The sequence below is a fragment of the Maribacter litopenaei genome, assembly GCF_025244665.1.
GTDB lineage: Bacteria > Bacteroidota > Bacteroidia > Flavobacteriales > Flavobacteriaceae > Maribacter > Maribacter litopenaei.
The window spans coordinates 2,643,940-2,669,403 of the sequence record NZ_CP104205.1; the positions used below are offsets into that span (position 1 = coordinate 2,643,940).

At 39.8% G+C, this 25,464-nt stretch carries 18 protein-coding genes and 5 pseudogenes; 19 read left to right on the forward strand and 4 right to left on the reverse strand.

Annotated elements, in window-relative coordinates; translation table 11 throughout:
• Positions 1-37 precede the first annotated feature (37 nt).
• The 18 genes and pseudogenes from NYZ99_RS14315 to rpe all read left to right on the forward strand — a co-directional run bounded on the left by NYZ99_RS14315 (position 38) and on the right by rpe (position 18,114).
• A complete protein-coding gene (locus NYZ99_RS14315; protein WP_260571864.1) occupies positions 38-1,135 on the forward strand; it encodes a BamA/TamA family outer membrane protein in 1,098 nt (365 codons plus the stop codon).
• Positions 1,132-1,854: a hypothetical protein gene (locus NYZ99_RS14320; protein ID WP_260571865.1), complete on the forward strand. Its 723-nt coding sequence runs from the start codon at positions 1,132-1,134 to the stop codon at positions 1,852-1,854. Before NYZ99_RS14315 ends, NYZ99_RS14320 begins: the two co-directional genes overlap by 4 nt.
• The gene (locus NYZ99_RS14325; protein WP_338039036.1) at positions 1,755-2,501 is read left to right on the forward strand and encodes a BamA/TamA family outer membrane protein; all 747 of its coding nucleotides are present in this window, start codon (positions 1,755-1,757) and stop codon (positions 2,499-2,501) included. The genes NYZ99_RS14320 and NYZ99_RS14325 overlap by 100 nt, the downstream gene beginning before the upstream one ends.
• 196 nt (positions 2,502-2,697) lie before the next feature.
• A complete protein-coding gene (gene fbaA, locus NYZ99_RS14330) occupies positions 2,698-3,765 on the forward strand; it encodes a class II fructose-bisphosphate aldolase (protein WP_260571866.1) in 1,068 nt (355 codons plus the stop codon).
• A gap of 28 nt (positions 3,766-3,793) precedes the next feature.
• Positions 3,794-4,664, forward strand: a pseudogene (gene accD, locus NYZ99_RS14335) (acetyl-CoA carboxylase, carboxyltransferase subunit beta).
• A 103-nt stretch (positions 4,665-4,767) separates the two neighbouring features.
• Positions 4,768-5,037: a 30S ribosomal protein S15 gene (gene rpsO / locus NYZ99_RS14340; protein WP_094997796.1), complete on the forward strand. Its 270-nt coding sequence runs from the start codon at positions 4,768-4,770 to the stop codon at positions 5,035-5,037.
• 194 nt (positions 5,038-5,231) lie between these two features.
• A pseudogene (locus NYZ99_RS14345) lies at positions 5,232-7,455 on the forward strand (polyribonucleotide nucleotidyltransferase).
• A gap of 155 nt (positions 7,456-7,610) precedes the next feature.
• Positions 7,611-8,475: pseudogene (locus tag NYZ99_RS14350) on the forward strand (sigma-70 family RNA polymerase sigma factor).
• Positions 8,476-8,726: 251 nt separating this feature from the next.
• Entirely contained in the window at positions 8,727-9,140 is a 414-nt protein-coding gene (locus NYZ99_RS14355; RefSeq protein ID WP_260571872.1) for an early set domain-containing protein, read from the forward strand.
• A gap of 75 nt (positions 9,141-9,215) precedes the next feature.
• A complete protein-coding gene (locus NYZ99_RS14360) occupies positions 9,216-9,692 on the forward strand; it encodes an alpha-amylase family protein (protein ID WP_260571875.1) in 477 nt (158 codons plus the stop codon).
• The gene (locus NYZ99_RS14365) at positions 9,689-10,336 is read left to right on the forward strand and encodes an alpha-amylase family protein (RefSeq protein WP_260571877.1); all 648 of its coding nucleotides are present in this window, start codon (positions 9,689-9,691) and stop codon (positions 10,334-10,336) included. The genes NYZ99_RS14360 and NYZ99_RS14365 overlap by 4 nt, the downstream gene beginning before the upstream one ends.
• A gap of 64 nt (positions 10,337-10,400) precedes the next feature.
• The gene (locus NYZ99_RS14370) at positions 10,401-10,709 is read left to right on the forward strand and encodes a hypothetical protein (RefSeq protein ID WP_260571880.1); all 309 of its coding nucleotides are present in this window, start codon (positions 10,401-10,403) and stop codon (positions 10,707-10,709) included.
• Between the two features lie 54 nt (positions 10,710-10,763).
• Complete coding sequence (locus NYZ99_RS14375; RefSeq protein WP_338039456.1) at positions 10,764-10,931, forward strand: VF530 family DNA-binding protein; 168 nt, start codon at positions 10,764-10,766, stop codon at positions 10,929-10,931.
• Between the two features lie 2 nt (positions 10,932-10,933).
• On the forward strand, positions 10,934-11,386 hold the full coding sequence (locus tag NYZ99_RS14380; protein WP_260571882.1) for a tRNA (cytidine(34)-2'-O)-methyltransferase: 453 nt from the start codon (positions 10,934-10,936) through the stop codon (positions 11,384-11,386).
• Between the two features lie 68 nt (positions 11,387-11,454).
• Positions 11,455-14,079 (forward strand): c-type cytochrome, encoded by a 2,625-nt coding sequence (locus tag NYZ99_RS14385; protein ID WP_260571885.1) that lies wholly within the window; start codon positions 11,455-11,457, stop codon positions 14,077-14,079.
• Positions 14,080-14,269: 190 nt separating this feature from the next.
• Entirely contained in the window at positions 14,270-15,682 is a 1,413-nt protein-coding gene (locus NYZ99_RS14390; RefSeq protein WP_260571887.1) for a WD40/YVTN/BNR-like repeat-containing protein, read from the forward strand.
• Positions 15,645-17,366, forward strand: a complete 1,722-nt coding sequence (locus tag NYZ99_RS14395) for a WD40/YVTN/BNR-like repeat-containing protein (protein ID WP_260571889.1) — start codon at positions 15,645-15,647, stop codon at positions 17,364-17,366. The genes NYZ99_RS14390 and NYZ99_RS14395 overlap by 38 nt, the downstream gene beginning before the upstream one ends.
• Before the next feature lie 82 nt (positions 17,367-17,448).
• Complete coding sequence (gene rpe, locus NYZ99_RS14400) at positions 17,449-18,114, forward strand: ribulose-phosphate 3-epimerase (RefSeq protein WP_260571892.1); 666 nt, start codon at positions 17,449-17,451, stop codon at positions 18,112-18,114.
• Between the two features lie 57 nt (positions 18,115-18,171).
• Here the strand turns inward: rpe and NYZ99_RS14405 are convergent, their stop codons facing one another.
• A complete protein-coding gene (locus NYZ99_RS14405; protein WP_260571895.1) occupies positions 18,172-18,597 on the reverse strand; it encodes a CBS domain-containing protein in 426 nt (141 codons plus the stop codon).
• 174 nt (positions 18,598-18,771) lie between these two features.
• Here NYZ99_RS14405 and NYZ99_RS14410 point away from each other — a divergent pair.
• A pseudogene (locus NYZ99_RS14410) lies at positions 18,772-19,747 on the forward strand (YpdA family putative bacillithiol disulfide reductase).
• A gap of 5 nt (positions 19,748-19,752) precedes the next feature.
• On the opposite strand, the gene NYZ99_RS14415 reads toward NYZ99_RS14410, so the two are convergent.
• The 3 genes and pseudogenes from NYZ99_RS14415 to NYZ99_RS14425 form a co-directional block, all read right to left on the reverse strand.
• Positions 19,753-21,156, reverse strand: coding sequence for a TolC family protein (locus tag NYZ99_RS14415; RefSeq protein WP_260571898.1), 1,404 nt, complete (start codon positions 21,154-21,156; stop codon positions 19,753-19,755).
• Between the two features lie 10 nt (positions 21,157-21,166).
• Positions 21,167-24,311: pseudogene (locus NYZ99_RS14420) on the reverse strand (efflux RND transporter permease subunit).
• A 29-nt stretch (positions 24,312-24,340) separates the two neighbouring features.
• Positions 24,341-25,462, reverse strand: coding sequence for an efflux RND transporter periplasmic adaptor subunit (locus tag NYZ99_RS14425; RefSeq protein ID WP_260571901.1), 1,122 nt, complete (start codon positions 25,460-25,462; stop codon positions 24,341-24,343).
• Between the last annotated feature and the right edge of the window lie 2 nt (positions 25,463-25,464).

The following is a 25,464-nucleotide window of genomic DNA, read 5'->3' on the forward strand; positions in this document are numbered from 1 at the left end:
ATGCTATCAATACTACATAGCTAAAATAAGCTTAATCTTGCTACTGGCAATATGCTTCACATCCTGTAATTCGCTTAAAAAGGTTGAGGAAAACGAGTATTTGATTGTTAAGAATACCATTTTAGTTGATTCAATAAAAGTAAAAAGCGAGGATGTCAATAGCCTTATCTATCAAAAAACAAACACTTCTATTTTAGGTTACCCTTTACGACTTAATCTTTACAATTTGGCCAAAGAAAATCCTGATTCCTTGTACCAGGCATGGCTTAACAAAAAACCGAACAGAAAAAAAAGACTCACAAAACTTCTATCGGAAAAACAAGTGGAAAGATTAGGAGAGTCTTTTTTGGTGAAAGGTCTGAGTGTGTGGCTCAAAGATGTTGGAGAACCACCCGTTATATTGGATACCACCCAAACAAGAAAAAGTCCGGAAAGACTGAGTGCATTCTATAACAGCAAAGGATACTTTAACAACAGTACCACTTATGAAATCGACACCATTGATAGAGAGAGAAAAGCTGCGGTAGATTACAGAGTTAGCCTGGGCAAACCTTATTACATAGATTCCCTTTCCAACGATATTTCATCCAAGGCCATCGATTCACTTTATTTTTTACATTCCGATGAATCCCTTGTAAAAAAAGGAGATCAGTTCGACCTTAACAATTTTACATTGGAAAGGGAAAGGTTAACTACCATTTTTAGAAATAGTGGTATCAGAAATTTTCAGGAAAGTTCTATAACCTTTGACATTGAAAGGGATACCGTCAGAGCATCGGACGACCAAAAAATGAATATTAATTTAAATATTGGAGATCTGAGGAGGCGTGGGGAAAACCAAGTAACAACCTCGGAATATAAAGTCGAGAGAATTAATAGAATTAATGTTTACACGAATTTTTTATCAGCAACCAATAATGCCCCCCTTGACTCTATCCAATACAAAGACTTGAACATTTTTTACTCAGGAAAATTCAAAATTAAACCAAAGACCCTGGATGACGCCATCTTCTTTGAAAAGGATAGCATTTATAGGGATTTGGATAAAATTAGAAGTTCAAGACAGTTGAACAATCTTAATATATTTAAATACCCGAACATCATTTTTGAGGAGGATAGCATCCGAATTTGGTGAACACCAATATATATTTGGCGCCAAAACCTAAGTACTCGTTAGGAACCAATTTTGAGGTCAGCCGATCTAATCTGAGGCGGATCGGTGTAGGTATGGGAGCCTCATTATTGATACGTAACATTTTTAAGGGAGCAGAAAATTTAAGTATATCTGCCGATGGCACCTTTGGCCTACTAAGTACCGAAATTTTCCAGGATGATTTTTTCTCGGAGATAGGTGGTGATATTTCATTGGACTTTCCAAGAATTTGGTTTCCCTTTATCAATACATCCAACATTATACCCAATTATACGCTTCCAAAAACCGGAATAGCTATAGGTACCAGTTTTCAAAAAAATATAGGCCTGGATAAGCAAACCTTTAATACAATTTTGGGTTACAATTGGTCTCCTAACGATTTTAAAAAACATGCTATTGAACTATTGAATATTCAATTTGTTAGAAATGTCAATAGAAACCGATTTTTTAGCGTATACAGAAATACTTATGAACAACTAGATGCAATTGCTGATGACTATGATGGTTATGTAGACCCCAATGACCCTACTGATTCAACCCAATCTTTTCCGGAACTAGAGACACTTTTTGAAACCGTGGAGGGCTCCCGAACCCACGCTTATTGGTCCCTGACAACGACCCTGAAACCCCCGATGGAACCTCTGAATTTACACAGGCCATTCTTAATGGAACCATCTCACCTATTTTTACTGACGATTTGAGGCAAGTAACAAGGATAGAGGAGCGCAGACAAAGATTAACGGAAAATAACCTCATTTTCACAACCAATTATACTTTTAACAAAAACAACCGAAACGGTATTCTAGATAATAATTTTTACCAGTTCAGGTTTAAGATAGAAAGTGCGGGAAACCTGCTTTCGGGTCTTTCCAACCTTGTACCCTTTAATGAAAATGAAAATGGACAACTTCTTGTTTTTAACGTACCGTTTTCCCAATACATTAAAACAGAATTCGATTATGTAAAATATTGGGACCTCTCACGTTCCAACGTCCTTGCGGCAAGAAGCTTTTTTGGAATAGCCATCCCTTATGGAAACTCAAATAATATTCCATTTGTTCGGAGTTATTTTGCGGGAGGATCAAACGATAATAGGGCCTGGTTCCCATATTCCTTGGGATCAGGAAGAACCTCCGCCTTGAACGATTTTAATGAAGCGAATTTAAAATTGGCATTAAATCTAGAATATCGCTTTCCAGTATTTGGAGATTTAAATGGGGCTATTTTTGCGGATGCCGGTAATATTTGGAATGTTTTTGACGATGTAGAAAACAAGGATGCTACCTTTAATGGATTTGACTCTCTTAAAGATATCGCCTTAGGTTCTCGGCTTCGGTCTCAGATATGATTTTACCTACTTTTTATTTCGATTAGATCTCGGTTTCAAAACATATAATCCTGCCGAAATCCCTTCCAAAAGATGGTTTAGAGACTACAATTTTGCAAATTCAGTGTTGCAAATTGGCATAAACTATCCCTTCTAAGTACAATTGTTTTATTACTTTTGTTGCACAATTTTAGAAACTAATAGACCAACAAAGATTATGGCTCATAATATCAAACCAGGAGTAGCTACCGGAGATCAGGTACAAGAAATTTTTAAGTACGCAAAAGAAAAAGGTTTTGCATTACCAGCGGTAAATGTGATAGGTTCAAACACCATAAACGGTGTACTTGAGACCGCTGCTAGCTTGAAGGCCCCTGTCATCATTCAATTTTCGAACGGTGGTGCACAGTTTAACGCAGGAAAAGGGCTTTCCAATGAAGGACAGAATGCCGCAATACAAGGAGCTATTGCAGGTGCAAAACACGTTCACCAATTGGCCGAGGCCTATGGAGCAAGTGTAATTCTTCACACGGATCATTGTGCCAAAAAATTACTCCCTTGGATAGATGGTTTACTGGATGCCAGTGAAAAGCACTATGCCGAGACAGGCAAATCGCTTTTCAGCTCTCATATGATTGATTTGTCCGAAGAGCCTTTGGAAGAAAATATAGAGATCTGCAAAGGATATCTAGAGCGTATGAGCAAAATGGAGATGACTTTGGAAATTGAATTGGGAATTACTGGAGGTGAGGAAGATGGAGTGGACAACTCGGATGTAGACGATTCCAAATTATACACCCAGCCGGAAGAAGTTGCCTATGCTTATGAAGAACTTTCCAAGGTAAGTCACAGATTTACCATTGCCGCAGCTTTCGGTAACGTGCACGGAGTATACAAACCTGGCAACGTAAAGCTTACACCAAAAATCCTTAAAAATTCACAAGAATTTATTTCCGAAAAATATGGAGTAGGACACAATCATATCGATTTTGTATTCCATGGTGGATCGGGATCTTCCGTTGAGGAAATTAGGGAAGGTATTAGCTATGGCGTTATAAAAATGAATATTGACACCGATTTACAATATGCGTTCTTGGCCGGAGTGAGGGATTATGTTCAGGACAATAAGGATTATTTACAATCCCAGATCGGGAATCCTAAAGGATCAGATGAACCTAACAAAAAGTTTTACGACCCAAGAGTTTGGTTAAGACATGGTGAAACATCATTTGTTGAGCGCTTAAAGAAAGCTTTTGAGGACTTAAACAATGTAAATACGCTTTAATTTCAAGGGACAATTTTAAATGGAAGACATGACGGCTTGGTTTAAAAGAAAGGAAAAAGGAATTCAGACAACTACCGAACAAAAAAAGGATACTCCTAAAGGACTTTGGTACAAATCCCCAACAGGTAAAATAGTTGAGTCTGAAGACTTGGCCAAAAACTTTTATGTGAGCCCGGAAGATGATTATCATGTTCGTATTGGTAGTAAGGAGTATTTTCAAATACTTTTTGATGACAATAAGTTTACGGAATTGGATGCCAAACTTTCTTCTAAGGATCCTTTAAAGTTTGAGGACACCAAAAAATATGTGGATCGTCTAAAGGCCGCCCGTGAAAAAAACCGGTCTTACAGATGCCGTCCGTACCGGCTTTGGCAAGTCTATGGGGAAGGATATTGTAATATGTTGTATGGATTTTGCCTTTATTGGCGGATCCATGGGAAGTGTCGTAGGTGAAAAGATTGCAAGGGGAATCGATTATGCCATCAAGAAAAAGGTCCCATTTGTGATGATTTCCAAATCTGGTGGAGCGAGAATGATGGAGGCTGCTTTGTCCTTGATGCAATTGGCCAAAACTTCTGCGAAACTTGCCCAGTTGGCAGATGCAGGTCTACCCTACATTTCACTATGTACAGATCCTACTACTGGTGGGACTACCGCATCATATGCGATGTTGGGCGACATCAATATATCCGAGCCTGGAGCTTTGATTGGTTTCGCAGGACCTAGAGTAGTAAAAGATACTACCGGCAAGGAATTGCCGGAAGGGTTTCAATCTGCAGAATTTGTACTAGAGCATGGATTTTTGGATTTTATTTCGCACCGAAAGGACTTGAAAAAGAATATCAATCTGTATATTGACCTTATCCAAAATCAGCCCATTAGAAAAGTAAAGGCCTAAGGTTAATAGAAAAAAAGGGCAGCGGATATCAAAAAAAGATATATCTTTGCGCCCTGATTGAAAATCAATCGGATACATAAAAATCATTTAAAACAATATTGGAATGTATTTAACCAAAGAAATAAAGGCCGACATCTTTAAAAAGCATGGCGGAAAGGCAGAGAACACTGGTTCTACCGAGGGACAAATCGCTTTGTTCACGCACCGAATCAATCATTTGACCGGTCACTTAAAACAAAACCACAAAGATTATAACACAGAAAGATCTTTGGTAAAGTTGGTAGGTAAGCGTAGAAGCTTATTGGATTATCTTAAAAAGAAAGATATCGTTAAGTATAGAGAGCTTATTAAAGAGCTTGGTATTAGAAAATAAATTAAAAGGGGATGGTTGACCATCCCCTTTTTTTAAAATATGCTCCAAGTCTAAGGAGTAAAAATAGACAAACACAAAAAGCTACACATAGTTTTTCATTGATCCATACAACAACACAACAACACCGACCGAAAAACGTCGGTTAGACCATTGTTTAACAAACCTGAAAGTAAATCAGGATTTAATCAAATTTTATGATTCCAAAAGTATTTAGAGAGGTCATAGACCTTGGTGACGGTAGGGAAATTTCTATCGAAACCGGAAAATTGGCAAAGCAGGCACATGGCTCTGTTGTTGTTCAATCCGGAAAATGTATGTTATTATGTACAGTTGTTTCCAATTACAAAGCTTCTGATGTGGATTTTCTACCGTTGACAGTAGATTATCGAGAAAAATTCGCTGCTGCAGGACGGTATCCTGGAGGATTTTTCAAAAGGGAAGCGCGTCCAAGTGATGGTGAAGTATTAACCATGCGTTTGGTTGACCGTGTATTACGCCCTTTATTCCCAAAAGACTATCACTCTGAAACACAAGTGATGATTCAGTTAATGTCTCATGACGAAGATGTAATGCCGGATGCTATGGCAGGTTTGGCTGCATCTGCCGCTATTCAATTATCGGATTTTCCTTTTGAATGCCCTATTTCAGAAGTACGTGTAGGTAGAGTAAACGGCGAGTTCATCATTAACCCTACCTTGGCCCAGTTACAAGAATCCGATATCGATATGATTATTGGCGCATCGGCTGATTCCGTAATGATGGTGGAAGGTGAAATGGATGAAATTTCTGAAGAGGAAATGACAGAGGCCATTAAGTTCGCGCATGAGGCCATCAAGGTTCAATGTGATGCCCAAGTTCGTTTGGCCGAAGCTTTCGGCAAAAAAGAAACCCGTGAGTATGAGCCTGAGGCAGAAGATGAGGATTTAGCCAAGAAGGTTCATGACCTTACCTATAATAAGGTATATGAAATTGCTAAAGCAGGTTCCGCTAAGCATGAGAGAAGTGCTGCTTTTGAAGCCATTAAGGAAGAAGTGATTGCTTCTTTCTCCGAAGAGGAGCAAGAAGAATTTGGAGGTTTGATTTCCAAATATTTCTACAAAGCAGAAAAAGCTGCCGTTCGTGACCTTACCTTAAACGATGGATTACGTTTGGATGGTCGTAAAACCAATGAAATTCGTCCTATTTGGTGCGAAGTGGATTACCTACCATCTACCCACGGTTCTGCAATATTTACCAGGGGTGAAACGCAAGCTTTGGCTACTGTAACCTTGGGTACTTCAAGAGACAGCAACCAAATTGATATGCCTTCTTATGAAGGTGAGGAACGTTTTTACCTACATTATAACTTCCCTCCATTCTCAACCGGAGAGGCCGGACCAATTCGTGGTACTTCAAGAAGGGAAGTTGGGCACGGTAACTTGGCTCAAAGAGCATTGAAAAGAATGGTACCTGAGGATTGTCCATATACAGTACGTGTTGTATCCGAAGTATTGGAATCCAATGGTTCTTCATCCATGGCAACCGTTTGTTCAGGAACAATGGCCCTTATGGATGCCGGTGTACAGTTGAAAAAACCGGTTTCAGGTATCGCCATGGGATTGATTACCGATACCGAGTCCGGTAAATATGCCGTTCTTTCGGATATCCTTGGAGATGAAGATCATTTGGGCGATATGGACTTTAAGGTGACTGGTACGGCTGACGGTATTACAGCTTGCCAAATGGATATCAAAGTAAAGGGTCTATCCTACGAAATTTTAGTAAAAGCCTTGAAACAAGCTCGTGACGGACGTTTACACATCTTGGAAAAGTTGACAGATACCATTGCGACTCCCAATTCTGATGTTAAACCGCATGCTCCAAAAATGGTTACCCGTATTATTCCTAATGAATATATTGGCGCCCTGATTGGACCTGGAGGTAAGGTTATCCAAGAACTTCAAAAAGAAACCAAAACCACGATTGTTATAAATGAAGATCCTGTAACCGAAGAAGGAATTGTGGAAATATTAGGTACTGACCAAGCAGGTATTGATGCGGTTTTGGCCAAAATTGATTCGTTGATGTTCAAGCCTGAGGTTGGTAGCGTTTATGAAGTAAAAGTTATCAAAATGCTTGATTTTGGTGCTGTAGTGGAATATACCGAAGCACCTGGCAACGAAGTATTGTTACATGTTTCCGAATTGGCCTGGGAACGCACTGAGAATGTTTCCGATGTCGTGAACATGGGAGATGTTTTTGACGTAAAATATTTCGGTATTGATTCAAGGACGAAAAAGGAAAAAGTATCCGAGAAAGGCACTTTTACCCAAACCGGAAGGATTTAAGGAAAGACCACCTCGCGATAACAATCGCCGGGACGATCGTCGTGGAAACGATAGAAACCGTGATCGAGATAGAAAACCGAGAAGGGATTAAATTTAATCCTGGAAATACAAAGCCTCAACCAATGGTTGGGGCTTTTTTATTCACTTGAACGATTAAATGAACTTTTTTATACCCAATTGTAACATTCCAAGAAAATTTACGTATAAGTATATGCAGTCTATGCAAATTGAACTTAATTTTTATTCATGAGACAGCTTAAGATTACAAAACAGGTCACCAATAGGGAGACCGCATCCTTGGACAAGTATTTGCAAGAAATTGGAAAAGTTGACTTGATTACCGCTGATGAAGAAGTAGAGTTGGCACAACGCATCAAGGCAGGCGACCAGATCGCTCTTGAAAAACTAACAAAGGCCAACCTTAGATTCGTGGTGTCGGTTGCTAAGCAGTACCAAAACCAAGGCCTTACTTTACCGGATTTGATCAACGAGGGCAACCTTGGCCTAATCAAAGCTGCACAGCGTTTTGACGAAACGCGGGGATTTAAATTCATCTCCTACGCCGTATGGTGGATCCGTCAATCTATATTACAAGCATTGGCAGAACAGTCCCGTATCGTTCGTTTGCCTTTGAACAAAATTGGATCTATTAATAAGATCAACAAAACTTTCGCCTTCTTGGAGCAGGCACACGAACGTGTTCCTTCTGCTGAAGAAATTGCCAAAGAATTGGACATGACCGTAGAGGACGTTAAACAATCCTTGAAAAACTCCCGGTCGTCACGTATCCATGGATGCTCCTTTAATCGATGGTGAGGATTCCAACCTTTACGATGTTTTACGTAGTGGGGAGTCCCCAAATCCGGACAAGGAATTGTTGCATGAGTCTTTACGTACGGAAATTGAGCGTGCCCTTGAAACATTGACCCCTAGGGAAGCCGATGTTATTAGGCTATATTTTGGCCTTGCAGGTCAACATTCTATGACCTTGGAAGAGATAGGTGAGACTTTTGACCTTACAAGGGAAAGAGTACGACAAATTAAAGAAAAGGCGATTCGTAGGTTAAAACACACATCTAGAAGTAAGATATTAAAGACTTACCTAGGATAATAGTAAAAATTACACGTTAAAGATTCCCTAAATTGGAAATTTGGCATATAAGTTGTAATTTTATAGGTAACAACAGTTTATCATGACTGTTCGTTTTTTGATTGATGAATAAACTCCGGCTGATTACCGGAGTTTTTTCATTTTAGGACATTTTCTAAAATATTTTAAATCAATCAATTACCAATTCAAAAATATTAAACGCTACATCTAACATCATATTTTCCCTATCTTGATAGGAATTTTTCCTCCCAATGAAATTATTTATCATTTCCGCTATTTTCATGATATTGACAAAATCCTGCCAAAAAGATTTCGAAGTAAAAGATTATGACTCCTACCCTTTTGCCGAAAATACTGATCTGTGGCCAAATTATGATAAAGACGCTACAATTCTCAAAATATGGGCACCTACCGCCCAAGAAGTAATAATTCGTCTTTTTAATAAAGGAAATGAATCCGGACCTTTTACTACCCACCAAATGAATCTCGCCAGTAACGGTGTTTGGACCAAAAAAATAGAAGGAGATTTAGAGGGAACGTATTACACCTTTCAGGTAAAGGTACAGAACAATTGGCTGGATGAAACCCCAGGTATGTATGCCCAGGCGGTTGGGGTAAATGGAGATAGGGCTATGGTATTGAACTTGGAAACTACAAATCCGTAAGGATGGGGAAAAGACAGTAGTCCTACCATAGAAACTCCAAATAAGGCTGTTATCTACGAACTGCATGTTAGGGACATGACCATTCATCCAAAATCGGGCGCCAAAAACAAAGGAAAATTTATTGGTTTAGTGGAACCAAATTCCATAGGACCTGGCGACGTTAAAACTGGAATCGATCATCTTAAGGAACTTGGTATTACACATGTTCATTTACTACCCTCCTTTGACCACTATTCCATTGATGAAACCAATTTAAATACACCACAGTATAATTGGGGATACGACCCCAAAAATTATAATGTACCTGAAGGTTCCTACGCTACTGACCCATATGACGCAACAGTTAAGATCAAAGAGTTTAAGCAAATGGTGAAAGCCTTTCATGACCAAGGTATTGGAGTAATTCGGATGTTGTTTATAACCATACTGGAAAAACGGGGGAATCACTATTTAATCAAGAGGTTCCAGGGTATTATTACCGTCACAACGAAGATGGTAGTTATTCAGATGCGGCCGCGTGCGGCAACGAAACGGCATCCGAAAGACCCATGATGAAAAAATTTATGCTTGAATCCCTGGTATATTGGACAAAAGAATACCATATCGATGGTTTTAGATTCGATTTAATGGGTATTCACGATATTGAAACAATGAACAAAATTTCTTCGTCTATTAAAAAAATTAACCCCAATGCACTTCTGTATGGTGAGGGGTGGACAGCCAACGACTCTCCACTTCCCGAAGAAAAAAGAGCCCTTAAAAAACATATGAGACAACTGCCCAAGATTGCCGCATTTAGTGATGATATAAGGGACGGTCTAAAGGGTTCCGTGTTTGAAGATGAGGATACTGGTTTTGTAAATGGTGCCAAGAAAATGGAAGAATCTATCAAATTTGGCGTGGTTGGAGGAATTCAACATCCCCAAGTCGAATATAACAGAGTCAATTATTCGAAAAAACCTTGGACCATTGAGCCTTGGCAATCAATATCCTATACATCCTGCCATGATAACCATACGTTGTATGACAAACTAAAAATCTCCAGTCCATCCGCCAGCCGAGAAGAATTAATATCCATGCACAAACTGGCCAATGCCATTGTTTTAACTTCACAGGGCACTCCATTCTTGCACTCGGGAGTAGAATTTTTAAGGACCAAACAAGGAGAACACAATTCCTATAACCTACCGAGATAGCATCAATCAAATAGACTGGAACTTAAAGAATGACAATGAAGGAGTTTACCAATACTACAAAAACTTGATTTCGCTCCGTAAAAGACATCCTGCTTTTTCAATGTCAAACGCTGAGAACGTCACCAAGAACTTAAATTTTCAAATAGTAGAGGACGGGCTGATTTCCTTTACTTTAGAAAATAACGCCAATAACGATTCATGGGAGGAAATTCTAATCATCTATAATGCTAAAAAAGAATCTTATAGGTATCCGCTGCCTGATACCCATAAACTGGCCGTCTTCAAGGATGATTTTGATTTTGACGGATCAAAAATAATTAAGGATTATATTGATGTTCCACCAATATCAATGCTCATCGCCTTTAAAAGTTAAAAATTCATGACACAGAAAAACAATCCGCTACATGGGGTAAAATTGGTCGATATTATGGGACATCTTACGCAGCTTTACACATGGGAGGAATTGTCTAAAGAAATCAACATCAACTGCTTTAAGAACAATCCCTCAATCAAATCTTGTCTCACCTTCCTCAGGAAAACTCCTTGGGCCGAAAAAAGTAGAATGTTTATACCTGAAAACTCTAAAATAGTTTAGTGATGAACATTGTGCTAATTGAACCGGAAATACCTAATAATACTGGAAATATTGGTAGACTGGCTTTGGCTACCGGATGTACCCTTCATCTTGTAAAACCTTTCGGTTTTGAGATTACGGATAAAAGATTAAAAAGGGCTGGATTGGATTACTGGGAGCATCTTGAAAAGATTTATTATGAGGATACCGACTCCTTTTTCGAGATAAATGCAGATAAAAAAATGCTATTCTTCTCTTCGCATGGTTCACAATACTATTATAATGCCTCTTTTGACCATAATTCCTTTCTTGTTTTTGGAAAAGAATCGTCAGGACTATCCAATGAAATTTTAAAAAAATTCGAGAATCATATCTATAAAATACCACTTTACAGCAATCATATTAGGAGCCTAAATTTGGCAAATGCTGTGGCCATCACCGTGTATGAAGGTTTAAGACAAATACGAAACGGATAAATAAGTCCTTATCATTGTCTTGTTAAGTTTTGTATCTTTTAGCTATCTAAAAGACCAACTTTTTATCCATGAACAAATTCTTACTTCAGTTTATCGCAATTGTAGCTATGGTTGCGATTACAGGTGCATGTAATAGCGAATCCGGTAGTAATGCAGGCGAGCAGGACTCTGAAATTAAATTCAACATTCCCGAAGGTTTTTACTTGGAGGAAATTTATCATCCAAGTGCCTACGAGCAAGGCTCATGGGTTGCCCTAGCACAAGGACCTGAAGGTGTTGTATATTCATGTGATCAATACGGAAAAATATATTCATTTACCCCTCCCAAAACTGGAGAAGAACTTTCTAAAAAAGATGTAACACCCTTGGATATAGAAATTGGGCAAGCACATGGGTTGCTTTGGGCATTCAATAGCTTGTATGTTTCCGTTAATAAAAGATGGGATGAAGACTCCAGTTTCGGAAGTGGGATTTATAGAATTGAAGATACCGATGGAGACGGCGTATTGGATCAAAGCAACATGCTTCTAAAATTACAAGGAGATGGGGAGCATGGGCCACATAGCATGGTATTATCGCCAGATGGAATGGAAATTTATTTTATTGCCGGAAACCACACCTTGGTTCCGGATATTTTGAAGAACAATAGTAGGTTGCCCAATAACTGGAACGAGGATAACCTAATTACCCCTTATTTAGATGCTCGTGGACATGCCAATGATATAAAGGCACCTGGAGGATGGGTCGCAAAATTTAATCCGGAAGGAACAGAATGGGAGTTGATATCTGCCGGGTATAGAAATCCATTTGATATAGCTTTTAACAAAGATGGGGAATTGTTCACCTATGACTCTGACATGGAATGGGATATTGGAATGCCTTGGTATAGGCCTACTCGTATTTGTCACGTTGTCCCGGGAAGTGAATACGGATGGCGTACTGGCTCAGGTAAATGGCCGGCGTACTATCCGGATAATCTGCCGGCCGTACACAACTTGGAGCAAGGTTCACCAACTGCTGTCCTTTCCGCTGCCACTCTAAATTTCCCGGCCAAATATAAAAATGGTCTTTTGGTAATGGACTGGAGTTTTGGAACGGTGTATTTTATTGATTTAATTCCTAAAGGAAGTAGTTATGAAGCCAAAAGGGAACAGTTTTTCTCTGGAACACCTCTACCTCTCACTGACATGATTTCTGGTTCAGACGGTAATTTATATTTTGCTACTGGAGGTCGAAATCCGGATTCCCATTTATACCGACTAACATATACTGGTGATGTTGGGGCAGATGCAGATATTGCTGATAATGACAAAAACAAGCAGTTACGGGAACTGCGCCATTCCTTGGAATCCTTTCAAAAAAATACTACAGAGGAAGGACTTTCACTTGCTTGGGATAATTTATATCATGAAGATCGTTTTATTCGATATGCTTCACGCATGGTCTTAGAGCATGCTTCATTTGAAGATTGGAGAGATCGTTATCTTACTGAAACCGACCCTTTAAAGCTTATCAATGCCAGTGTTGCCATAGCCAGGACGGATAACACTCAAAATCAACAATTTATTCACCAAAAGTTGAACTCCATTAACCTTGATAAACTGAACAACGAGGATCAGCTGGCCTACCTTCGGGCCTACTCGCTTTCCTTCATTCGAATGGGTAAACCTATGCCTGCTACAAGTGAGAAGATAGCGAATAAACTAAATCAATATTTTCCAAACACCAATAACAGTGTAAACAAGGAGCTAGGCCAGTTGCTTTTATTTTTAGAAGCCGATGGGATTACCGAAGGATTGGTCAATCAGTTAATTAAACATACGGAAGAAAAAACGGTTTCTGAAGGTGTTGAACTCTTGGATGAGGAGACAACACTTAGAAGTGAACAATATGGGGAAGTCATTAGGGAAGTAATTGCAAAAATGCCACCAAGTGAAGCCATATACTATGGCATGCTCTTAAGTAATGCCGAAAAAGGTTGGACTAAAGAACTAAGGGAAAAATATTTTTCCTGGTTTTATGATGTTTTGGGCTCTAAAGGCGGAATGAGCTTCAAGGCATACATGGAAAATGTGAGGCAAAGGGCCATGTCCCATGTCCCTGAGTCAGAAAAAGAATATTTTAAGGAAATATCAGGAGAATACTCCCCTTCGGATGCGGTGGCCGATTTACCGCAACCTGAGGGACCTGGTGGAATCTATACGGCTGGGGATTTACAGGATATCATATACAATGAAGAAGTAAAAGGAGGTTCTTACGAGGATGGAAAAAGGGCTTTTGAAGCTGCAATGTGTATTCTTTGCCATAGAATGCGTGGTGAAGGCGGAGCGGCAGGATCTGATCTTACCCAAGCTCATACTAAATTTGGCACTGGTGACTTAATTCTTTCCATTGCAAGTCCAAATGATGAAATATCGGACCAGTATGCCCACACCTTATTTGTGCTTAAGGATGGAAAAAATCTAGCAGGAAGAGTAAAATCTGAAAATGAGGATGAAATTGTCTTAATGCCCAATCCATTTAACGAGACCTATACGGTTAATATAAGAAAAGAAGATGTAGAGGAAAGGGGAATATCACCAATTTCCCCAATGCCCGGAGGTTTACTGAACCGACTAAACGAACAGGAGATAAAAGATCTCTTTAAATATTTACAATCGGGAGGGGATGAAAACCATGAATCCTATAAATGATGTTCCCGAGACGGTATTTTAATGTTGGTTTTAAAAGAAAGTGTTAGGAAATAGGTCATGATTTTAGCAAACTCAAAAAAGTTTGGGTTGAACATGCTTTTATAGTCAGCTTTTAGAAACACCATTTTTAGTTTGTCTATTTTTAGACAACGAGATATAGCTATTCAATTATAATCAAACCATTACTTAGATGAATCCGAAGTACGCTTTCCCCCTGTTTACCATTTTATTTTTCTGTTTAACACCGAACTTTTCCCAAGATGGAAATACTCCAATAGATACATCATTCTATAAAAAATTGGAATGGCGCAATATTGATCCTGCACGAGGAGGTAGGTCACTGGGTTCTGCAGGAAGCCCTAGCAGGCCCCATGAATACTACTTTGGGGCTACAGGGGGTGGGTTATGGAAAACCACCGATGGAGGTACTGAATGGAAACCCGTTACGGATGGCCAAATTACTAGTTCTTCCGTAGGTGCAGTTGCCGTTGCTGAAACCAATCCAGACATTGTCTATATTGGAATGGGCGAAGTACAACTTAGGGGAAGTATCACCCAAGGAGATGGTGTTTATAAATCTACAGACGCCGGTGAAACCTGGAAGCACCTAGGTTTGAAAGAAACCCAAGCTATATCGCGAATCCGAATCCATCCAACCAACCCTGATATTGTGTATGTAGCTGCTTTAGGTCATCCTTACGGAGATAACGAGGAACGTGGCGTTTTTAAAAGCGCCAATGGTGGAGCCACTTGGGAAAAAGTACTTTATGTAAGTCCGAAGGCAGGCGCGGTGGATTTAATCATCGATAGAAACAACCCTAATGTTCTGTACGCCAGTACTTGGCAGGTACAAAGAAAAGCTTGGAAAATGTGGGGAGGTGGACCTGATTGTAAGTTGTGGAAGTCCACCAATGCAGGTGAAACTTGGACGGACCTTTCTAAGAATCCAGGGATGCCAAAAGGTCCTTTAGGAAAGATAGGAGTTACGGTTTCCCCAGCAGATTCCAATAGGGTATGGGCCATCGTAGAAGCCAATGAAGGAGGAGTTTTTAGGTCGGATGATGGAGGTGAAACTTGGGAACTGACCAATAACGAGCGAAAGCTACGTCAACGGGCATTCTATTATTCCGGAATTTACGCTGATCCCGTTGATAAGGAAACGGTGTACGGCCTTAATGTCGATTTTTGGAAATCTAACGATGGCGGTAAAACGTTCGATACAGAAATAAAAGTACCGCATGGTGATAACCATGATCTGTGGATTGACCCAAATGACCCAAACAGAATGATTTCTTCCAATGATGGAGGAGGTATCGTTAGTATTAACGGTGGTAAAACCTGGACAGAAGAAGACTATGTAACTACTCAATTGTATCACGTCATGGCCACCAGCGATGTGCCCTATCATGTGGCGGGTGCCCAACAGGACAATAGTACCGTAGCTGTCCCCAGTGATGGATGGGACCATATGCAGGCCAGGGGACCTAACCATGGGTGGTATTATGCCGTAGGAGGTGGAGAGAGTGGCTGGATAACACAACATCCGGAAAATCCGGATATTTTTTATGCTGGTAGCCAAGGTGCCCTTCTTACCGAGATATGATAGAAGCAATGGACAATCTCGAGATATTCAGGTATACCCAAGATTTTTTTCAGGGGAACCGGCAAGTGCACTTCCGGAACGTTGGCAATGGACCTTTCCGATCATGTTCGCACCAAAGGATTCAAATGTTATGTATACCTGTTCCCAGCATGTCCGGAAAACCACAGATGACGGACAGTCTTGGGAAAAAATTAGTCCGGATCTTACGTATGCCGATCCTTCCACCTTAGGAAAAACTGGCGGTGTAATTACTATGGATATGAATGGACCTGAAATTTATGCGACCGTCTTCGCCCTTGCTCCATCGAACCATGATATCAATACCATTTGGGCAGGTTCAGATGATGGTAAAATACATATTACACGGGATGGTGGTAAAAGCTGGGAAGATATTACCCCACAAGATTTACCAAAATTTTCGAGGGTCAGTATTATAGATGAATCGATTCATAACCCCGGAACTTTATATGTTGCGGCGAACCGATATCAGGTAGATGACAGACAACCTTACGTTTTTAAAACTCATGATTACGGAAAGACTTGGACCAAAATCATCAACGGAATTTCCGAAGGGCATTTTGCTAGGGCCGTAAGGGAAGACCCTGTAAGGGAAGGTCTATTATTCCTTGCTACGGAACACGGTGTCTATTTCTCAATGAATGATGGTGAATTATGGCAAAGTCTACAATTAAAACTACCCGATACCCCGGTTAGGGATTTGGTAATTAAGGATAATGATGTAGTATTAGGTACTCATGGCCGTGGTTTTTGGATTCTCGATGATATTCAACCCTTACGCCAGTACACACCTGAAATGAAAAATCAAGATGCGGTACTTTTTAAACCGCAAAATGTCATTAGGGGTATAAACCAGGCAGCAGTTCAATATTATTTAAAAAGTCAATTGGATACCATAACATTCGAGATTTATGATGTTAATGACCAATTGATTGATCGCTTTACCGGCAGCAAAACGGAATATAAAGAAGACCCCAATATACCCAGTTGGCAAAGAGGCGGTTCATCCAAGCCTACAACGGCCCAAGGTCTAAATACCTTCACGTGGGATTTACGTTATCCGGGTGCTACCACCTTCGACGGAATGATAATTTGGAGCGCACGGCCAGCAAGAGGACCCAAAGCCCCTTTGGGCACCTATAAGGTTAAAATGAAAACAGGTGATTATGAAGAAACCTATGTTTTTAATATTGAAATGCACCCAAATTTAAAAGGTATCACCAAGGAAGATTTGGAAGAACAATTTGAATTGGCCAACAAAATAATGAACAAAACCAGTGATGCCAACAAAGCGGTCATCAAAATACGGAAGATGAAATCCTATTTAGAGGAAAACAAGGCAAAATTTACAACCAAGGAATATGGCAAAACAATTGTACCGTTTATGGAGAAATTATCAGGTATTGAAGAAGAGCTGTACCAAGTGAAAAATCAATCCGGTCAGGATCCATTAAATTTTCCGATAAAGCTGAACAATAGATTGGCTTCCTTACGGAGAAGTGTGGAGTCCGGAGAGGCCAAACCTACGGATGGTGCTTACAAGGTGTTTGAGGAGCTTTCGGCCGAATTAAAGGTACATTTGGACAATTTGGACAAAATACTATCGGACAATAAACCTAAGGTCGATAAACTTTTAGTGGAAAAAGGGTTGTCTCCATTAGAATAATGATTTGGAAAGCCACATAAAAATTTAGTCGCTTCGGAAAACAAATGCCTATTTTTGTTCGGAATAAATGGATATCTGAAAAATGACCAAGACTAAGATAGCACCTTCGCTCCTAGCGGCCGACTTTGGAAATTTACAACGTGATGTAGAAATGGTGGAATCCAGTGTAGCTGATTGGCACCATATTGACGTCATGGATGGAGTTTTTGTTCCCAACATTTCGTATGGTATGCCCGTGATAAAGGCCATTAAGAAACATGCTACGAAACCGCTGGATGTACATTTGATGATAATTGACCCCGATAGATATATTGAAACGTTTGCAGAACTTGGAGCCTCAATCCTTACGGTTCATTATGAAGCATGTACCCATTTACATCGTACCATACAGGCCATTAAGTCAAAAGGTATGAAAGCCGGTGTTTCCCTAAATCCGCACACCAACATCAATCTACTGGAGGATATTATCAATGATATTGATTTAGTGTTGATTATGAGTGTGAACCCTGGGTTTGGGGGACAGTCTTTTATTGAAAACACCTACGGTAAAATCAAGGCCCTAAAGGAACTTATAGATAGAAAAAATGCTTCCGTACTTATAGAAATTGATGGAGGTGTTTCCACGGAAAACGCCAAAAAATTGACGGATGCAGGTGCCGATGTTTTGGTAGCCGGAAGCTTTGTTTTTAAAAGTAAAAATCCCAAACAAACCATTTTAGACCTCAAATTGGTAGCCGGAGGGAATTAAAACAAAAGGTGGTCAACGCTTTATTAGCGATTTTGACCACCCTTTGCTAACCAAAAACTAATATTGTTCCAATAGATATTTTATCAAATCTGTAGTCGTTACAATTCCTACTAACTTTTCTTCATCTACAACCGGGAGTGCATGGAACTCATTATGAGCTAAAATTTCAGCAACTTCTTTGATGGTAGTATCAGAGGAAATACTTTTAAGGTTTTTGGCCATGACTTGAGAAATCGTGAACATGTTGTATACAATGGTTTCCACATCGGAATCCTCTTCGTATGCCCCATCGGCAAAGCTGATACGTAGCAAGTCCGTCAGGCTTAACATCCCTTTGATCCTTTCACCCTCTACCACAGGTATATGCCGAATATTATTTTCTTTGAAAAGGCGTTCTGCGGTTTCCAGTTCATCATTGCTATTTAATGTGATGATTTTCTTTGTCATAATGGTTGAAACGGGTACTCTGTGTCTTAGACTCATAATTTTGATTTTTAATGATACTTAAAGTTCGGTCACTAGTTCTTCAAAAAGCATGATAAAAATCATGTATAGAATCTTTACATTATTTTCGAAGCCGAAGCTCTCTACGATTCTTGTTTAAAATGGCTAATTTTGAGGCTTTACAAAACTTAGACCTTTTATATATAAATGAAAATGGAATTGTTTGATATTGTCATTATAGGAGGCGGGCCAATAGGCATTGCATGTGGTCTAGAGGCACAAAAAAAAGAGCTGTCATATGTTATACTGGAAAAAGGGCCTATAGTTAATTCTCTATTCAACTATCCTACCAACATGCAGTTTTTTTCATCATCTGAAAGACTAGAGATAGATGAAATTCCATTTATCAGTAAAGAGGCAAAACCGAAGAGAGACGAAGCACTTGAATATTACCGAAGAATTGTAACTACCAACAAACTCAACATACATCTTTTTGAAAAAGTTGAGGATGTTAAAAAGTTGAATGACATTTTTCAGGTAAACACAAGCAAGGGGCATTACCAAGCTAAAAACATCATCGTTGCCACTGGATTTTATGATATTCCCAACTTATTGAATGTACCGGGAGAGGAATTGCCAAAAGTATCCCATTACTACGATAATCCCCACTTTTATGCCGGTCAGAAGGTAGCAGTTGTTGGGGCAAGCAATAGTGCTATAGACGCAGCATTGGAATGTTGGAGAAAGGGGGCAGAAGTTACGCTAATTATTAGGGGGGCTGAAGTGGGTCAAAGGGTTAAATACTGGGTACGGCCGAGATATCATCAACAGGATTGAGGAAGGTAGTATTACGGCTTACTACAATAGCACCGTAAAGGCCATTCATAAGGACTCCTTGGAAATCATCAATGAAAATGGAAAATCCAAAACAATCCCCAACGATTTTGTATTGGCACTTACGGGTTATAAACCAAACTTCGAATTTCTAAAAATGTTGGGAATTCATATTTCTGACGATGAAAAGAGACTACCGGAATACAATCCCGAGACTATGGAAACAAATATTTCGAATCTATATTTGGCCGGTGTAATATGTGGTGGAATGGAAACCCATAAGTGGTTTATTGAAAATTCTAGAATACATGCGAAGATGATTATAGCCAATATCTTAGGAAACAAGCATACATAAAACTTTTAATTCCAACCACCTCCCAACGCCAAGTATAAGTCCACTATAGCCTGTAGTTTCGTATTTTTAGTCGAAATAAGATCCAAATTTGTATTGAGCGCATTTTGCCGAGCATTTAATACTTCCAAGTAATTGGCCAAACCATTATCCAAAAGCTCCTGTGAATATTCCCTGGCCAAAATGTAAGCTTCATACTCTTTTTTCTTTATCCCGATTTTGTTTATGGCCGCATTGTAAGAAAAAAGAGCGTCCGAAACCTCCTTTGAAGCGTTCAAAAGTGCATATTTAAAATCTAATTTTGATTGTTCCTGTTGGGCCATGTTTACCTCATATTGGGTTCGTATTCTTCTACCATTGAACAAAGGTTGCGTTAGCCCTCCAACTACCGAGGCAAACAACGAGTTGGTATCGAACAATTTATTTACCTCCAAGCTTTGAAGTCCTCCATTCGCAGTTAGCGTAATGGACGGGTAAAAATTACTTCTAGCGACATTCGTAAGTTCAAACGCATTAATTAATCCATACTCTGCAGCTATCACATCCGGTCTGTTCGCTAATAGTTGAGCCGGCACTCCTGCACTTAACGATGTATTTATTTTTTGCTCTTCCAAATTGCTTCTTACGATTTCCTTGGGTTCACTACCTAAAATCAAGGACAGGGTATTTTCTAAAAGCTTCGCTGAATTTTCCAAGTCAATCAACAGGGCCTGGGCAGTATATAATTGCGCTTCGGTTTGCTTTACTGCAACTTCCGTAACACTCCCGCACTCCTTTAGGGCTTTGGTCGTTTCCAATCCGTTGGAACGATTTTCTATGGTAAGTTTTGCAATCTGAATTTGTTCGTCCAATGACAACAGCTGGTAATATAGGGAAGCTATATTACCCACCAAGGTGCTTTTCACAGCTTTATGGGCAGCGACGGATTGTAGATAACTTGCCTCGAAAGCCCTTTTATTACTCCTAATTTTACCCCAAATATCAGCCTCCCAAGACAGTCCGCCACTTACCTCGTATTGATCCAATCTGTTAAAAAGCCCCCCAAACTGACTATTACCTGAGATCTCCGTATGGGTATATTTTGGGTTCAGGTTTAACGTAGGAAAATAGCCGGACTTTCCCTGTTTTAGGTAAGCTTCCGAAATCAAAATTCGTTGAATGGCCTTTCGAATATCAATATTATTTTCAAGAGCTTCTTCAATATAGCTTTGAAGATAGGGATCTGTAAACAATTCCTTCCATGAAACCAAAGCCAAGGACGTACTATCCTTTTGCAAGGAATCCGTTCTAAAATATTGGGCATCCAAAGTAACATCTTTCGTTCTTTCGTATGTTTTGGCCGAAAAACATGACACCAATAAAAATGGTGCAATTGCGGCAAATCCAACTTTTATATATTTTGACAAAACCATAATCAATTAATTATTGGGCCTTTTGAACTTCTTTAAATTTTGGTGCTCCCGATATCTTCTCCTGCAACCATTGGAAGAATATAAATAAGGTAGGGATTACAAAAACCCCAATGACTGTCCCAATCAATAATCCACCAACGGCTCCGGTACCTATCGATCTATTTCCCTCGGCCCCAACTCCGCTTGCCAGCGCTAATGGCATCAAACCCAATATAAATGCAAAGGAGGTCATTAAAATGGGTCGTAATCTCGATTCCGCCCCTTCCACGGCCGCATCGAGAATACTAAGGCCTTGTTTACGACGCTGCAGTGCAAACTCCACAATGAGGATCGCATTTTTTGCAAGAAGACCCAATAACATAATCAAGGCGATCTGAAAATAGATATTGTTCTGTAGTCCTGCTATTTGTGTAGTAAAATAGGCACCAAACACTCCTAAAGGCAATGAAAACAAAACTGAAAAAGGTATTAAATAACTTTCATATTGTGCGGCGAGTAGAAAATACACGAATACCAACGAAAGCAGGAAGATGGTGGTTGTCTGATCTCCAGCATTTACTTCTTCCCTTGTCAAACCTGAATAAGCGATTGAAAAGGTCGTGGGTAGGGATTGCGCAACTTCCTCCACCGCTTTGATGGCATCACCCGAGCTATATCCGGGATTAGTGGCAGCCGTAATCTTGGTAGAGTTGAAGAGATTAAACCTGGTAACTGATTGTGCATTCATAAACCCGCTCCAAGCTTATAAATTCCGTAATGGGCGTCATAACACCTTCTGAAGTTCTTACGAACATTTGGTCAAGATTGTCCCTGTCCGCCCTATCCTCCGGGAGAGCTTGTACATAAACCCGGTATTGCTTACCGAAACGAGAAAAATCTGCAGCAAAAACACTACCAATATATCCTTGCAATGTGGCAAATATACTACTAACGGAAACACCCAGTTCCTTGGCCCTCGGCACATTTATTTCCAATTCATATTGCGGATATCCTGTATCAAAAGAGGATTGGGCATACTGAATTTCAGGTCTTTGAGTTAAGTCGGAAATAAACTGTTTATTGATTCTATCCAAATCGGCAAAGCTACCGCTAGCACGATCCAATAAGTTTACCTCCACTCCTGAGGACCGTCCAAAACCTGGAATACTGGGTGGAGCAAAGAATACGATATTAGCTTCCGGAATCGTTGCCGCAACCCCGAACATTTTAGCAGTTATCGATTCCATGGAAAGAGAATCCTCCCCTCTTTCATCCCAATCTTTTAATCGAACAAAGCCTAGCCCATAATTACTCCCGGCACCGCCAAGAAAACTACGCCCTTCTATAACAGAACCATCAAGTACGCCTGGAATTTGTTTTATTTTTGAATATAATTCTTCATTCACTTCATGGGTTCTATCAATAGAAGAACCGGGAGGTAGCTCAATATTCATAAACACTATTCCCCTATCCTCATCAGGCACAAAACCCGTTTTCACTACTCCAGATGACCACCAAATTCCTACCAATGCCAATACCGTGAATAAATGCCGTTACCCACTTATGTTGATATAGAAAATTTACAGAACGACCATATTTTTTGGTCGTTGCCTTGAAACCTGAATTAAAAGCATTAAAAAATCGCTGTTTTAAATTTTTCTTTTTCGAAGCCGACTCTTCCGTATGAGGCTTCAAGAACAACGCACACAGAGCCGGGCTTAGGGTTAAGGCGTTGATGGCCGAAATTATTATAGCTACGATCAAAGTTACCCCAAACTGTTCGTAAAATACTCCGGTATATCCTTGCACAAACGTAACCGGTATGAACACCGCGGCCATCACCAATGTAATGGAAACTATGGCTCCTGAAATTTCATTCATGGCCGTAATGGTAGCTTTTTTGGGATTCTTAGCACCTTCATCCAATTTGGCATGTACTGCTTCCACTACCACAATGGCATCATCTACTACAATACCTATGGCCAAAACCAAGGCAAATAATGTGAGAAGATTAATGGAATAACCAAAAAGATTTAAAAAGAAAAATGTTCCAATAATGGATACAGGGACCGCTATGGCCGGTATGAGCGTGGATCTAAAGTCTTGTAGGAAAATGAACACTACTAAGAATACCAGCAAAAATGCTTCTATTAAGGTACTGGCTACTTTCTTTATGGAAGCATTCAAGAAATTGTTCGTGTTATAAGGCACAAAAATGTTGATGCCCGATGGAAGATCCGCCCTTATCTGTTCAAGTCTATTTTCAATTTCAAGAATTATTTCCCGGGCGTTGGACCCCTTTGTCTGATAAATTCCCATATTTACCGCCGGATGGCCAGCCGTCATAGAACTTGCCGCATAGGATTGGGCACCCAGTTCAATTTCGGCAATATCCTCAAGTCTAAGAAATCGGCCATTATCCAAGGCCTTTACTACTATGTTGCTGTATTGTTCCTGCGTCTTAAACCTACCACCATATTTTATAACATAGCTAAATGCTTCCCCGTCATTTTCTCCGAGAGAACCGGCTGCCGCTTCCAAACTCTGCTCGTTCAGAACGGCCACCACATCGGAAGGTATCAAGCTGTATGCAGCTAATTTTTCCGGTTGCAGCCATATTCGCATCGCGTAATCCTTAGACCCGAATACGTTAACGTTACCCACTCCATTAACCCTTTGTATTTCAGGAATAACGTTTATCTTAAGATAATTCTGAACAAAGGTTTCATCATAGTCCGGATTCGTACTATAAAAGGACATGAACATTAAGGCACTGGTCTGCTGTTTCCGGGTGGTAACACCGGTTTGAATAACAGCTTGGGGAAGTAATGAATTTGCCCTAGCCACCCTATTTTGTACGTTAACTGCCGCTATATCAGGATTGACATCCTGATCAAAAAAACATCTATCGTAGCGGTTCCACTATTGGTAGCCGTAGAGGTAAGATAAGTCATGCCCTCCACCCCATTTATTTGTTCTTCCAATGGAATAATCACACTTTCCAAAATAGTCTCAGCGTTTGCTCCGGGATAGTTGGCACTCACACTAATGGTCGGTGGGGCAATATCAGGGTATTGGGTAATGGGCAAAGAGGTAAGACCTAGTAACCCCAGGATGACGATGATGATCGAAATTACGGTTGAAAGTACTGGACGTTCAATAAACTTTTTTAGCATATTCTAATCTATTTACAGTAATTCAACTTTTATCTAAACAAAGTTTTGATAGGTTTTGCCACACTATCGAAGGCCACCGGTTTTGGAATTATTTTGGCGTCGCCCCTAAGCTTGTCAATGCCGAGCCCAACAATTGTAGTACCTGCTTGAATACCACTATCCACTAAGTACAGATTATCCACTTCATTTATTACACCAATACTTTTGGAAACAGCGCTACTATCAGGTGTTACCTGATATACATATACACTACCTTGCCTTTCAAATGTGCTTTCTTTGGGAACCACAATTACATTTTCATATTCTTTTGGAATCCTAATCTTTGCACTATTCCCATTTGTCAAAAGCCTTAAAGGGTTATCAAACTTCGCCCTAAAAGTAATGGCGCCCGTTGCAGCATCCACTTGTGAGTTTATCGTCTCAATTTTACCCTTTTGATCATATACACTACCATTGGCCAAAATCAATTCCACTTCAGGAAGGTTCTTAATTTTTTCTTCTATATTATTACCCTCGGTGTCTTGGATAAAATCGAGATAGTCCTTCTCATTCATAGAAAAATAAGCGAACACTTTACTTATATCTGCCACTATCGTCAAGGGTTGCGTATTTGTTGGACTTACCAAAGCTCCTCGTCTAAACCTAATTGATCCAACAAATCCATCTACGGGGCTTTTAATACTACCATAATTAATATTGGCATTAATTGAATTATAGGCACTCCTTGCTTGTTCGAACTTCGCTTTGGCTGTTTCTAACTGTACCTTGCTAATTATGTTTTTTTCCACCAATGGTTTTAGCTTATCCACCTCTACCTGCGCAGCATTTACATTTGCCGATGCGGCAGCTGCATCTTGACTTAAGGACTGAGTTTCCAATTTAAAAAGTGTTTCTCCCTTTTTTACCCTTTCACCTTCGTCCACCAAAACATCCGTTATGTAACCGGATATTTTAGCCCTTACCTCACTATTGACGATACCTTCAACGCTGGCGGGATAAGTGGTGTAAGAGGTAACATTCATAGTAGGAATTTCAATCACTTGAAATGGTAAGGCAGTTGGATTGTTCCCGGAGTTTCCAGTAGTATCTTCTCCACAGGAAAATAGCATTAAGAATGGAAGCGCAAAAAGGAGTTTGTAAATGTTCTTCATTT

Bases quoted from the DNA above. Each gene is read 5' to 3' on its own strand.
- fbaA (WP_260571866.1), top strand. From the start codon at position 2,698: ATGGCTCATAATATCAAACCAGGAGTAGCTACCGGAGATCAGGTACAA.
- rpsO (WP_094997796.1), top strand. From the start codon at position 4,768: ATGTATTTAACCAAAGAAATAAAGGCCGACATCTTTAAAAAGCATGGC.
- NYZ99_RS14355 (WP_260571872.1), top strand. From the start codon at position 8,727: ATGAAATTATTTATCATTTCCGCTATTTTCATGATATTGACAAAATCC.
- NYZ99_RS14360 (WP_260571875.1), top strand. From the start codon at position 9,216: ATGACCATTCATCCAAAATCGGGCGCCAAAAACAAAGGAAAATTTATT.
- NYZ99_RS14365 (WP_260571877.1), top strand. From the start codon at position 9,689: ATGATGAAAAAATTTATGCTTGAATCCCTGGTATATTGGACAAAAGAA.
- NYZ99_RS14375 (WP_338039456.1), top strand. From the start codon at position 10,764: ATGGGACATCTTACGCAGCTTTACACATGGGAGGAATTGTCTAAAGAA.
- NYZ99_RS14380 (WP_260571882.1), top strand. From the start codon at position 10,934: ATGAACATTGTGCTAATTGAACCGGAAATACCTAATAATACTGGAAAT.
- NYZ99_RS14385 (WP_260571885.1), top strand. From the start codon at position 11,455: ATGAACAAATTCTTACTTCAGTTTATCGCAATTGTAGCTATGGTTGCG.
- NYZ99_RS14390 (WP_260571887.1), top strand. From the start codon at position 14,270: ATGAATCCGAAGTACGCTTTCCCCCTGTTTACCATTTTATTTTTCTGT.
- NYZ99_RS14395 (WP_260571889.1), top strand. From the start codon at position 15,645: ATGCTGGTAGCCAAGGTGCCCTTCTTACCGAGATATGATAGAAGCAAT.
- rpe (WP_260571892.1), top strand. From the start codon at position 17,449: ATGACCAAGACTAAGATAGCACCTTCGCTCCTAGCGGCCGACTTTGGA.
- NYZ99_RS14405 (WP_260571895.1), bottom strand. From the start codon at position 18,597: ATGAGTCTAAGACACAGAGTACCCGTTTCAACCATTATGACAAAGAAA.
- NYZ99_RS14415 (WP_260571898.1), bottom strand. From the start codon at position 21,156: ATGGTTTTGTCAAAATATATAAAAGTTGGATTTGCCGCAATTGCACCA.
- NYZ99_RS14425 (WP_260571901.1), bottom strand. From the start codon at position 25,462: ATGAAGAACATTTACAAACTCCTTTTTGCGCTTCCATTCTTAATGCTA.